The sequence below is a fragment of the Tropicimonas omnivorans genome (assembly GCF_031846565.1).
Lineage (GTDB): Bacteria > Pseudomonadota > Alphaproteobacteria > Rhodobacterales > Rhodobacteraceae > Tropicimonas_B > Tropicimonas_B omnivorans.
In genome coordinates, this window is record NZ_JAVRHL010000001.1 from 1049684 (window position 1) to 1061760 (window position 12077).

11 protein-coding genes are annotated in these 12077 nt (G+C 66.7%); 6 read left to right on the forward strand and 5 right to left on the reverse strand.

Going from position 1 to position 12077, the window contains the following annotated elements; all coding sequences use genetic code 11:
• Window positions 1–59: 59 nt before the first annotated feature.
• Complete coding sequence (gene glyA / locus RM543_RS05020) at window positions 60–1349, reverse strand: serine hydroxymethyltransferase (protein WP_311689782.1); 1290 nt, start codon at window positions 1347–1349, stop codon at window positions 60–62.
• 244 nt (window positions 1350–1593) lie between these two features.
• Between glyA and dacB the strand changes: the two genes are divergently transcribed.
• Together dacB and RM543_RS05030 are read left to right on the forward strand one after the other, a co-directional pair.
• Complete coding sequence (gene dacB, locus RM543_RS05025) at window positions 1594–3090, forward strand: D-alanyl-D-alanine carboxypeptidase/D-alanyl-D-alanine endopeptidase (protein ID WP_311689783.1); 1497 nt, start codon at window positions 1594–1596, stop codon at window positions 3088–3090.
• Window positions 3091–3191: 101 nt separating this feature from the next.
• Window positions 3192–3371 (forward strand): hypothetical protein, encoded by a 180-nt coding sequence (locus tag RM543_RS05030; protein ID WP_311689784.1) that lies wholly within the window; start codon window positions 3192–3194, stop codon window positions 3369–3371.
• Window positions 3372–3396: 25 nt separating this feature from the next.
• Here the strand turns inward: RM543_RS05030 and RM543_RS05035 are convergent, their stop codons facing one another.
• On the reverse strand, window positions 3397–3831 hold the full coding sequence (locus RM543_RS05035) for a tellurite resistance TerB family protein (RefSeq protein WP_311689785.1): 435 nt from the start codon (window positions 3829–3831) through the stop codon (window positions 3397–3399).
• A gap of 140 nt (window positions 3832–3971) precedes the next feature.
• Here RM543_RS05035 and RM543_RS05040 point away from each other — a divergent pair, with 140 nt between their 5' ends.
• Both RM543_RS05040 and RM543_RS05045 read left to right on the forward strand, forming a co-directional pair.
• Entirely contained in the window at window positions 3972–5555 is a 1584-nt protein-coding gene (locus RM543_RS05040) for a lysine--tRNA ligase (protein WP_311689786.1), read from the forward strand.
• A gap of 102 nt (window positions 5556–5657) precedes the next feature.
• Window positions 5658–6866 carry an acyltransferase gene (locus tag RM543_RS05045; protein ID WP_311689787.1) on the forward strand — a complete coding sequence of 403 codons (1209 nt, stop codon included), beginning with the start codon at window positions 5658–5660 and terminating at the stop codon, window positions 6864–6866.
• A gap of 252 nt (window positions 6867–7118) precedes the next feature.
• Here RM543_RS05045 and RM543_RS05050 read toward each other — a convergent pair whose 3' ends face one another.
• The gene (locus RM543_RS05050; protein ID WP_311689788.1) at window positions 7119–8027 is read right to left on the reverse strand and encodes a CHAD domain-containing protein; all 909 of its coding nucleotides are present in this window, start codon (window positions 8025–8027) and stop codon (window positions 7119–7121) included.
• An 86-nt stretch (window positions 8028–8113) separates the two neighbouring features.
• Between RM543_RS05050 and RM543_RS05055 the strand changes: the two genes are divergently transcribed.
• Both RM543_RS05055 and RM543_RS05060 read left to right on the forward strand, forming a co-directional pair.
• The gene (locus tag RM543_RS05055; RefSeq protein WP_311689789.1) at window positions 8114–8521 is read left to right on the forward strand and encodes a DUF4864 domain-containing protein; all 408 of its coding nucleotides are present in this window, start codon (window positions 8114–8116) and stop codon (window positions 8519–8521) included.
• 115 nt (window positions 8522–8636) lie between these two features.
• On the forward strand, window positions 8637–10922 hold the full coding sequence (locus RM543_RS05060; protein ID WP_311689790.1) for a glycosyl hydrolase family 28-related protein: 2286 nt from the start codon (window positions 8637–8639) through the stop codon (window positions 10920–10922).
• Window positions 10923–11186: 264 nt separating this feature from the next.
• Here RM543_RS05060 and RM543_RS05065 read toward each other — a convergent pair whose 3' ends face one another.
• Together RM543_RS05065 and RM543_RS05070 are read right to left on the reverse strand one after the other, a co-directional pair.
• Window positions 11187–11438, reverse strand: coding sequence for a hypothetical protein (locus tag RM543_RS05065; RefSeq protein WP_311689791.1), 252 nt, complete (start codon window positions 11436–11438; stop codon window positions 11187–11189).
• Window positions 11439–11516: 78 nt separating this feature from the next.
• On the reverse strand, window positions 11517–11921 hold the full coding sequence (locus RM543_RS05070; RefSeq protein WP_311689792.1) for an NUDIX hydrolase: 405 nt from the start codon (window positions 11919–11921) through the stop codon (window positions 11517–11519).
• Window positions 11922–12077 lie beyond the last annotated feature (156 nt).

The following is a 12077-nucleotide window of genomic DNA, read 5'->3' on the forward strand; positions in this document are numbered from 1 at the left end:
GTCAGGCGGGAAGGGCCGGATGCGGCGGGCCGCGCCGCATCCGGGTCGTCAGGTCCGGATCAGCTGTAGATCGGGAAGCGGCCGGTGAGCTCCTGCACCTCGGCCTTCACTTTCGCTTCGACCTCAGCATTGCCGTCCGCGCCGTTCGCCGCAAGCCCGTCGACGACCTCTGAGATCCAGTCGCCGATCTGGCGGAACTCGGCTTCGCCGAAGCCGCGCGTCGTGCCGGCGGGGGAGCCGAGGCGGACGCCGGAGGTGATTGCGGGCGGCTCGGGGTCGAACGGGATGCCGTTCTTGTTGCAGGTGATGTTGGCGCGGCCGAGGGCGGCCTCGGTGTCCTTGCCGGTCACGCCCTTGGGGCGCAGGTCGACGAGGACGACGTGGGTGTCCGTGCCGCCGGTGACGATGTCCACGCCGCCCTTCATGAGCTGGTCCGCGAGCGCCTGCGCGTTGGAGACGACCTGGGCCGCGTAGTCCCGGAAGCCGGGCTGGAGCGCCTCGCCGAAGGCAACGGCCTTGGCGGCGATGACGTGCATCAGCGGGCCGCCCTGAATGCCGGGGAAGATCGCGGAGTTGACCTTCTTCGAGATGTCCGCGTCGTTCGTGAGGATCATGCCGCCGCGGGGACCGCGCAGGGTCTTGTGCGTCGTCGTGGTTGCGACATGGGCATGGGGGAACGGCGAGGGATGTGCGCCGCCGGCCACGAGGCCCGCGAAGTGCGCCATGTCCACGAGAAGCCAGGCCCCGATACTGTCGGCGATCTCGCGCATCTTTGCGAAATCCACCTGGCGCGGAATGGCGGAGCCGCCGGCGATCAGCATCTTCGGCTTGTGCTCGGCGGCGAGCTCGGCGACCTGGTCGTAATCGATCAGGTGATCCTGCTTGCGCACGCCGTACTGCACCGCGTTGAACCACTTACCCGACTGGTTCGGCTTTGCGCCGTGGGTCAGGTGGCCGCCGGCGTCGAGGCTCATGCCGAGGATCGTGTCACCGGGCTGCAGCAGGGCGGTGAAGACACCCTGGTTCGCCTGCGAGCCGGAATTGGGCTGCACGTTGACATACTGGACGTCGAAGAGCTGCTTGGCCCGGTCGCGGGCGAGGTTCTCGGCCACGTCGACATAGTCGCAGCCGCCATAGTAGCGGCGGCCGGGATAGCCTTCGGCGTACTTGTTCGTGAGAACGGATCCCTGCGCCTCGAGGACGGCACGGGAAACGATGTTCTCGGAGGCGATGAGTTCGATCTCGTCCCGCTGACGGCCGAGTTCGAGGCCAATGGCCTCGGCGATCTCGGGATCACGGGAGGCGAGGGCATCGCCGAAGAAGGTGGTGTCGCGCTGCGGTGCGTTCATAAATCCGGTTCCCCTGGCAACGGGCAGCGGGGGAGCGGTCCCCCGCGCGAGTTCTCGTCCTCCCTATCGCAAGGGCGGCCGGGGTTGAAGCCGCATTGCGCCGCATGAAAGGCCGCGCGCGACGCCGGAGGGATGATGTGCGGGATGCGGGCGACGATCACGGACAAGTGGTCCCGCGGCGCGAGGTCGTGCGACGCGGCCCCTTGCCGAGGGGCGCCGGCTTTGGAATCGTGCCGGCGCCATGATGACACCTGATCGCCTGACCCGCCGCACGCTGCTCGCCGGAGCCCTCTCGGGCCTCGCGGGCCATGCGCTCGCCCAGCCTCCCGAGACCTCCCTGCGGCCGATGCCCAATCCCGGCGGGGGGCGTGCGAAGCTGGCGCCGGAGGCATCGGACCTCGTCGCCGCCGCGGAGCTGGGCGCGGAGGCACGCGTCGGCTTCGCACTGATCGATGCGCGGACGGGAAAGATGCTGGAAGCGATGAACCCGGATCTGCCGCTGCCGCCCGCCAGCACGGCGAAAGCGCTGACCGCGAGTTACGCCCTGGATGCTCTCGGGCCCGATTTCATCTTCGAGACGCGGGTGATCGCGACGGGGCCGGTGCGGGACGGGCGGCTCGAGGGCGACCTGGTCCTTGCCGGCTCTGGCGATCCGACGCTGGATACCGATCGCCTCGCCGAGCTTGCCGCGGGTGTGAAGGCCGCGGGCGTCGTCGAGGTGACGGGGCGCTTTCTCGTCTGGTCCGGCGCGCTGCCCTCGTTGTCCGCCATCGAGCCCGATCAGCCGGCGCATGTCGGGTACAATCCGGGCCTGTCTGGGCTGAACCTCAACTACAATCGCGTCCACTTCGAATGGCGCCGGGCCGGGTCCGGCTACAGCGTCGACATGGATGCCCGCTCCGGAACGCACCGCCCGCCGGTGACGATGGCGCAGATGTCCGTCGTGGATCGCGGCTCCCCGGTCTACACCTACGCGGACGAGGGCGACGTCGAGGCGTGGACGGTCGCCGGCGGCGCTCTCGGCAACGGCGGCAGCCGCTGGCTGCCCGTCCGCCACTCCGCCGCCTATACCGCCGAGGTGTTCCAGACCTTCGCCCGGGCCAACGGGATCGTTCTCGATACACCGGTTGAGGTGTCGGCCCGCCCCGGCGGGACCGTGCTCGCCCAGGTCCGGTCCCAGCCCCTGCGCGAGATGCTGCGGGACATGCTCAAATGGTCCACCAACCTGACGGCCGAGACGATCGGGCTGACCGCGTCCACCGCGCGGGGCGAGCGCCCCGGCAGCCTCGCCGCCTCCGCCGGCCGCATGTGCTCCTGGGTGTCGCGGCAGGTGCCGGGAACCTCGCCCGCTCTTCTCGATCACAGCGGGCTCGGCACCGGCTCCCGCATCTCCGCCGCCGACATGGCGCGCGCGCTCGCGCGGCTCGGTCCGGCGGTGGATCTCGCCCCCATCCTGAAGACCATGCCCCTGGTGAACGAACGCCGAGAGGCGATGGCGCGGCAGGTTCCGATCTTCGCCAAGACCGGCACGCTCAACTTCGTCAGCGCACTGACGGGGTTCGTGGAATTGCCGGGTGGGAGACCCGGTGTCTTCTCGATCCTGACAGCCGATACCGGACGCCGCGCCGCGCTCTCCCGCGAGCAGATGGAGCAGCCGCCGGGCGGCGCCTACTGGGCCAGCCGCTCGCGCAACCTTCAGATGCGCCTGATCGAACGCTGGGCGGATGTGCATCACGCCTGACCGGTTGCACGAACTTGATTCACTTTAATCGGCGATCGTCGGAACATTCGCCCAAGCAGCGGGGTTCGGCAGGTCAAGAGTATGAAACCGGGGTATGACGAATGACGACCGAACTAGCCTTTGGCGTTGCCGTCTGTGCCATCACCGCGGTTGGAATCGCGGTGTTTTCCCTGGGGGACAACACGACGGCGGTTGGCACCAGCCGTGCTGCACTGGGTGCGGTGATGATTGATGGCGGTTCGACGCAACGCCCCGACTTGACTGTCGCGGGCGCCTACTGAACGGGACCCTGCGGCGCGGCGCCTCTCACAGACCGAGGTGCCGCGCCCGCGCTCCCTGCTCGATCGCGGCGGCATGCAGCTTGCTGACCTCGAGCTCCTCCCTGATCTCCTCCAGAAGCTCCAGTTCCTGCTGTCCGAGCCGGCCGTCCGAGGCCGCGATGTCGCAGGCAAGGGCGTAGGCCGTCTCGTTGAGGCGCCTCGGAAGGGCTTCCTTCACCACCGAGAAGAAGGCGTCGAGGCCGTCCTCCTCCGCGAAGAGGCGGAAGACGAGTTCCGAGACCGGGCGGATGGCCGAATGATCGAACCCCGCGAAAACCGGAAGGCTCTGCACGATGCGCTGGATCGTCAGGAGTTCCGAGGTCCGCACCGTGTCGTCCGAGGCAGAGGTTGCGACCATGATCGCGACGAGGGCTTCCTGTTGGGTCAGGCGGGAGGTCTCGTCGGGCGATGTATCGGTCACGGGGAGGCGGTCCTTCGTATAGAGGTGGGCAGGGCAGGTGCGATCGTGTCTCACCGCCCGGATTTATTGACCTCCCGGGCGCCCCGCAATAGGTAGCGCGCGCCGGCCTGACCGGCATTTCCCAACGGGAGCGTGATGCGATGTCCGATCTGCGCGATGCGGCGATGAAGTCCAAGGCCTGGCCCTTCGAGGAAGCCCGGAAGATTCTCGCACGCGTGGAAAAGCGTCCTCCCGAGAAGGGGCATGTGCTGTTCGAGACGGGCTACGGCCCCTCCGGCCTGCCGCATATCGGTACGTTCGGCGAGGTCCAGCGCACGACGATGATCCGCCGCGCCTTCGAGATCATCTCGGACATCCCGACCCGTCTCGTCGTCTTCTCGGACGACATGGATGGGATGCGGAAGGTGCCGGAAAACGTCCCGAACCGCGACGAGCTTGCCGAGGCCCTGCAGAAGCCGCTGACATCCGTGCCGGATCCCTTCGGGACCCACGAGAGCTTCGGGCACCACAACAACGCCATGCTCCGCCGCTTCCTCGAGGCGTTCGGCTTCGAGTACGAGTTCATCTCCGCCACCGACTATTACCGCTCCGGCCAGTTCGACGACGTTCTGCTGCGCGCCGCGGAACGCTACGACGATATCATGGCGGTGATGCTCAAGTCGCTGCGCGAGGAGCGCCAGCAGAGCTATTCGTGCTTCCTGCCGATCCACCCAGAGACCGGCCGCGTGCTCTACGTTCCGATGAAGCACGTCGACGGAAAGGCGGGCACCATCACGTTCGACGACGAGGACGGCCGCGAATGGACCCTCCCCGTCACCGGCGGGCAGGTGAAACTCCAGTGGAAGCCCGATTTCGGTGCCCGCTGGGCCGCGCTCGACGTCGATTTCGAGATGTACGGCAAGGATCACTCGACCAATACGCCGATCTACGACCGCATCTGCGAGATCCTCGGCGGCAAGAAGCCGGAGCACATGACCTACGAGCTCTTCCTCGACGAGAACGGCGAGAAGATCTCCAAATCCAAGGGCAACGGCCTGACCATCGACGAATGGCTGACCTACGCTTCCACCGACAGTCTCGGCTACTTCATGTACCAGAAGCCGAAGACGGCGAAACGGCTCCATTTCGACGTGATCCCGCGCATGGTGGACGAGTACCACCAGCAGCTGAACGCCTATGCGGGCCAAGATGCCGAGAAGCGCCTCTCCAATCCGGTCTTCCATATCCACGGCCATAACGTTCCGGCCTCCGATATGGTGGTGTCCTTCGGGATGCTGCTGAACCTCGCCTCCGTCGCGGGCGCCGAGGACAAGGAGACGCTTTGGGGGTTCATCCGCCGCTACGCCCCGGAGGCGAGTGCCGAGAGCAACCCGCAGCTCGACGAGGCGGCGGGCTACGCGGTGCGCTACTACAACGATTTCGTGAAGCCCGAGAAGGTCTTCCGGGAGCCGGACGCGCAGGAACGGGCCGCGATGGAGGACCTCGCGAAGCGCCTTGCGGAATGGGACGGCGAGCGGGATGCCGAAGCTCTGCAGAGCCTCGTCTTCGCCGTCGGCAAGGAGCACGGGTTCGACCCGCTGCGGGACTGGTTCAAGGCGCTCTACGAGGTGCTCCTGGGCGCAAGCCAAGGCCCGCGCTTCGGCGGCTTCGTGGCGCTCTATGGGGTCGAGGAAAGCGTCGCCCTGATCGAGCGTGCGCTCCGGGGCGATCTGACCGCGGAGTAGGGGGCTCCGCCCCCGCCTCCGGCTCCCCCAGGGGTATTTCGCAGGAAAGATGAAGCGCCGGTGTTAGCCGCTTTTTAGGGGGTTGGTGCTACCTGGTGGGGCATGACGCAGGTTACCCCCCCGCTGGTCCGGCAGCCCAGCCGTTCGCTCTGGCTCGACGCGCTTCGCGTCACGGCCGGGATCTCGATCATCTGCATGCACGCGGCGAATGCGCCCGATGGCAGTCCCTTCGCAGACGCGACGCCGGATGCGCGAACCGTTCCGGTGCTCATCCGCACCCTGTTTTACATGGCGCGGACGGAGCTCTTCCTGGTGATCTCCCTCTTTCTGCTGTCGATGTCCCTGCACAGGCGGCCGCGGAGCTACCGGACGACCATCCGGGAGCAGGCGGAGAGGCTCCTGGTGCCGTTCCTCTTTTGGGTCGCGGTCTACGTCGTGTTCAATCTCGCCATCGGATACCAGCTCGGTTGGGGGCATTATCTGTGGCGCGACCTGACGACGATGGTGGAGCCCTGGGTCGGGTATCTCGTCCTCGGCGACGTCAAGCAGCACATGCATTTCCTGCCGACGCTCTTCGTGCTTGTCCTGTGCTATCCGCTCTACAGGATCGGGGTAAAATGGCCGGCGGTCGCGCTGATCCTCGTTCCGCTCCTGATCGCCAAGCGGCATCTGAGCCTCGAGGTCTGGAACGAGGTCGGCGATCCGGAGACGCGGCAGTACCTCCTGAGGGCGATACGGTGCGTGACCTATACCGGCTACGGGTTCGCCGCGGCCGGGCTCTACGGGATCTACCTGAGGATCGGGGCCGGCGGGCAGGGCGGCGCTCATGACGGCATGCGCCGGACCCTGCTCCATCGCGGGCTCCTGATCGCACTCGTCCTGATCGCGGCGGCATGCATCCATCTCAAGCTGGCGCAGGCCTTCGCGGCGATCGAGGCAGGGAGTTGGCAGGGAAATTATCCGTACGCGGGCTATGCCAACCTCGCGATGCCGGTGGCGCTGTTCGGTCTTGCGATGCTGGTGCCAGTGCCGTGGCCCCGCTGGATCGGCCGGCTCGCGCCCTACAGCTTCGGGATCTTCCTGGTGCATCCCATCGCGCTCGACCTCTTTCGCCTCGCATTCGAGACCCGGATCGCAAATCCGACAATCTATGTCCTCGCGAACATGAGTTTCGCCGTGGCCATGAGTTACGCGATGACCCTCGGGATCGCGCGGATCCCCTGGCTGCGCTGGACGATCGGGCTCGGCAAGGTCCATTGGCCAAGTGTCATGCCCGGACGACGGAGCGCCGTGGCGGCGGGGCCGGACTGAGGGAGCTGCGGCTTCGGGATGGATGGGGCGCGTGCGGAACGATCCGGCGCAGACGTGCCCGAAAACCGGATGCGCTGACGAGACAGGGTTGATCCGCCGGGGCGCACAGGAAGGGCGGAGTCCTCAACTGCCCGCGGATGGGGGCATGGCGCGTGACCTGATGCCTGGCGCGAGTTAGTGCGGAGCCCATGCGGTGAGGGCCTTCCATGGCGCGGGCATCGGGCTCCCTGCCGGCAAGCACCGCCTGTCCCGTCAGGACGGCGCGCCCGATCCTTTCCAGATACGCCACCACCCGGTCCAGCGTGCCGCAAGAGCGGTTTCATCCTCGGCGAACAGGAACGCGCCGAGGGCGAAGGCGTCCTGCTCGATGATCGCGCTTTGCTCGCGTGCATGCTGCGCGAGAGCCGCCACACGGCCGTCCTCGCCGTCTGGCAGGTCTCCCGTCCCGAGGCGGTCCGCATAGAGCGCCAGATCATGGTGAAGACCGAGAAGATCGGACAACCTGTCCGCCGCGCGCCGCTCGGGGGCCATCATGTCCGGCCAGAGCGGATGGAGGATGCGGGCGTGATACCAATGGTCCTTCACCCGCTTTCGCCATTCGTGCATCGCGTCGACGCTCGGGTCCTTGCGCGCGCGCGCCATGGTTGTTCCGGCCTGACCGAAGCTTCTGGACAGGCCGAGTTCAAGTGTCTTGCGGGGCTTGCCGCGGAGCGACCATTCGGGAACCGTGGCTGCGACGGCGGCAAGGTCGTCGTGCGCGCGTGCGAGCGCCGCACCGGTGTCGCCGGCCTCTTCCGAGGCATTGTGATCGCGCGTCAGCGCTGCGCGAACGGGGGCGAACCGGGACCGGTCGGCGCCGGCGCGCGTCATCAGCGCATCATGGGTTTCGATCAGCGTGCCGGTATCGCGATGGCCGGACAGGCTCCGCGCGATATCCCGCAAGGCCTTGTTCGCCTGTTTGTACTCCTCGAAGCCGGGCCGGACGAGCCGGATCAGGCCGCGGACCTTCTTGCACCGCTTGCGAACCTGGTGGACGGCATTGGCGGTCCCGATGCTCTCGGGATGGCGTGCCTCCTCCATCCCGCGTTCGAGCTGCTCGGCAGCGATGCGGCAAAGCGCGGCGCCGAGCGTCGCGTCACCTCGTCTGATGCGGTAGGCCAAGGGTCGGCTCTCCCCCCACGTGTCATGAAACCATTGGACCGGCCGGCCCGTGTCTTTCATCATCTAGGCGAGGAGGAGACGAAATCATGCGACACGCAGCCCTTGCGCTTCTGTTCTGCCTCGGCCTCGGGCTCTCCCCGGTCTCGGCGCAGAGCGCGGATCCCATCGAAGGCGTCATCTCGAATCAGCTCGAGGCATTCGGCGCCGATGACTTCGAGGACGCCTTCTCCCACGCCTCCCCGATGATCCGGGGACTGTTCCAGACTCCCGACAACTTCGGCGCGATGGTGCGAAACGGGTATCCGATGGTGCACCGCCCGGCGGACGTGTCCTACGGCCAGCGCGAGGAACAAGCCGACGCGGTGCTCCAGAACGTCGTGATCACGGATGAGGCAGGGGCAGTTCACGTCCTGCGCTACGAAATGGTCGAGACCGAAGACGGCTGGAAGATCAACGGTGTCTCCCTCCTGCAGGCGCCGCAGGTCGGAGCCTGACCGGGCCGGACGTTGCCCGGCGCGGCGCTGAGGCGAACGGCCGGAAAACGCGCGCTTCATCCTTCATTCCCTAGCCTCACGGGCGGACCTGTGACGGTGAAAAGGGGCAAGCGGGATGACTTTTGCGATCGGTGGGGCGGCCTTGATGCCGGCCCCGTTCGAAGACGGGCTTGAGACCTGGTCGAGCGGCGACGGCACGGCGGGTGCGCCGAGTTACGACGGGGCGGCCAATGCCGCGGTTGTTCCCGCGGATCAGGATTTCGGAAGTTGCCTTGAGCTTCTGAAGACGGCGGAGCCGCAATATCTCAGATACACCCAGCCGATCGCGATGGTGCCGGGGCGGTACCTGCGGATCGTCGCGCGGGTGAAGGCCGTGAGCGGCGCGCTGCCGCGAGTGCGGATCGCTGCCCGCCCGGGCCGATCCGGCGGCGCCCATGTGGCGGGGCTGGTGGAGACGGGACCCGAGGTCGCGCTGACAGAGTATGGTGCGGTCACCCAGGTCTCGGCGGTGCTGGGAACGGGCGCGCGGGACGGGGTGGACCTTGCCTGGGGGCTGGAGCCCGACGAGGCGCTCATCGGGCTGGACCTCGTCGGGCCCGGCGGCGGGTCCGTACGGATCGACGATCTGCGCGTCGAGGATGTGACCTCGCACTTTCTTCTCGATACGCTCTCCTATGTCGATGTGCGCGACTACGGCGCGAAGGGCGACGGGATCTCCGACGACCGGGCCGCGCTGGAGGCGGCGGACAGCGCGGCGAACGGGCGGACCGTCCTGGTGCCGGCGGGGACGTACCGCGTGAACGGCACCCTGACGCTGGACAGCCCGGTCCGGTTCGTCGGCACGCTGTCGATGCCGGACGAGGCACGGCTGGCGCTGATCCGGTCCTTCGAGCTGCCGAGCTACATCGATGCATTCGGGGACGAGGCCCTCGGGCTCCGCAAGGCGATCCAGGCTCTTTTCAACTATACCGATCACGATGCGCTCGATCTCAGGGGGCGGCGCGTCGATCTCTACGAGCCGCTCGACATTCAGGCAGCCGTCGGGAACCTTGATTCGCTGACCGTGCGCCGGGTGATCCGGAACGGGCAGATCTACGTCCGCCCGTCGCCGGCCTGGGACACCCTGGTGGTCACGTCCCGCGGCACCTACCATCCGAATTCTCCGGTCCTGCTCTCCGGCGTGCAGAACGTGGCGAACGTGCCGGTCGGCGCGCTGGTCGAGGGGAACGGGGTGGGCCGGGAGGTCTACGTTCGCGACAAGGACGAAAGCGCCGGAACGGTCACGCTCTCCCAGCCGCTCTACGATGCGGAGGGGACGCAGATCTATACGTTCCGCCGGTTCAAGTACGCGTTCGACTTCTCGAACATGGCGCATATGGACAAGTTCGCGCTCGAGGGGATCGACTTTCAGTGCAACTCCGAGTGCAGCGCGATCCTGCTGCCACCGTCGGGCATCAACTTCCAGTTCAACGACTGCTACTTCACACAGCCGAAGGATCGCGGGATCACCTCGCATGGAACGGCCTGCCAGGGGCTGAACGTGGATCGCTGCCAGTTCCTGTCCTCGGAGCAGCCGCTGCCGTCTCAGGATCGGGAGTCCATCGCGCTCAACGTCAATGCCAATGACAGCAAGATCCGCAATAACCGCGTGGTGCGCTTCCTGCATTTCGCGGTGCTGAACGGATCGGGCCATATCGTCAGCGGCAACCACTGGTTCCAGGGGGACAGCGAGCCCAATGGCGTGCGCACGGCGGGGCTGGTTCTGACGCAGCTCAACGTCAACATGATCGTGGACGGCAACTACGTCGACAACTGTCCCATCGAATGGACGAACGAACACGACGCGCGCCCCGATTTCGGAGCCGAGCTGTCCTTCGGCGGGCTGACGGTGACGGACAACATTTTCGTATGCACCAACGTCGCGCCGTGGTTCCGCTGGCTGATCGTGAAGCCCCACGGGGCGGGGCATTTCCTTCACGGGCTGAATGTCGGCGGCAACACGTTCAAGGCCATCGGCGGCGCGGTGGACCGGATCGAGCGGGTGGATACCAGTTTCGCCGATCTCGATTACGGACGGTTCCGCAACATCCGGGTCGAGGGCAACACCTATAACGGGGTGAGACAGCTCTGCGCCTCGCCGGTGACGCTCCAGTTCGATCAGAACACCGATACGCAGGTCTGGGTGCTCAATTTCGGGGATTTCCTGCCGTTCGGGGGGCGCGCACGAAACATCACGGAGATCGTCAAGGAACAGGCGATCACCGGCGCGTCCGGGACGATCTGGGCGCAGCCCTTCGTTCGGGTGGAGCAGGGGCCGAATGCCAACCAGGTCAAGGTCGAATGGCCGGAGCCCTGTCAGGGGCGGGTGCATCTGACAGCGCGGGTGGACAACCCGAACTAGGCCAGCGCGCGTTTCTCAACTAAAGACCCTGCCCGGTGCCGGGTGGGGTCAATCCGTCTTGGTCGTGTTTTTTGCCTTGCAGCCTGACGCGGATCCCAGGGCCGCTCCGAGCGCGGTGCCGATGTCGACGCCGACCGGGATGTTGCCCATCGCTGCACCCCCGCCCGCTCCGATAACGACCCCGAGGCCTACTGCAAGGGTCGTCGTATTCGTCTTGCCAGATCCCGACAGGGTACTTTCCCTCCATCGAGCGGCGCCAGTCGCCTAGGTGTCCGAGCGCGCATCCACGTCTCGCAGGATGGCCCGGATTTCCTCGGCGAGGGATTCCTCGATGGCAAAGGCGTTGCCTTCACCTTCGCCCGGATCCTCCTCGAACCCTTCGAATGTCGATTCCTGCCGCAACCGGTCCATCAGGGCATCAGCGTTGCCGCCTCCCGAAAGGTGGGAAAGGATCATCGACAGCACCTTGCGCTGCGCGAGGAGCCGCCCCTCGATCGTGCCTGACATCTCGCTCATCGTCTTCCGCTCCCGTTTCCTGACTGAACCCTCACCAGTCCAACGCGCGGTCTGTTGGCGCCGTTCCGGCGGGGGGCCTCACCCGACCAGACGGCGGAGCCCCGCCCGGCGGGCCGCAAGGAAAAGCTTCGCCAATTCGGGCTCATCCACCATCTCGGCGGCTTCCTTGAGAGGCGTCCAGCGCCGGGTGCGCTGCTTTTTTTCCTTCCAGTTGCCGTGCTGCTTCCGCACGCGCATCGCATAGAGGTGGACGACGACGGGGATGTCGTCTCCGTCCTCCATGCCCTTCACGTACCCGAAGCTTCCCATCGGCCTGCGGGCGAGCCGTCCGGCGAGGCCACCTTCCTCGAATGCCTCGATCTCCGCCACGCGCCAGCCGGCCTTGTTCTTCATCGGCCAGCCTTTGGGGATGATCCAGCGGCCGCTGTCGCGGGAGGTCAGAAGGCAGACTTCGAGCCGCCCGTTCTTCTTGCGTAGCGGCATCGCGGCGAACTGCGTTGCGGTGTTCTGAGATCTGCTGATGGCCCGCGCCTTTCGGGAGTATTTCGGCTGACACCATCCCGCCCGTGACGTGAGGTCGGGTCAACCTGGTTTCACGCATGGCCCAAAGACTAGGAACAGGGCCGCGGCCGGCGACGT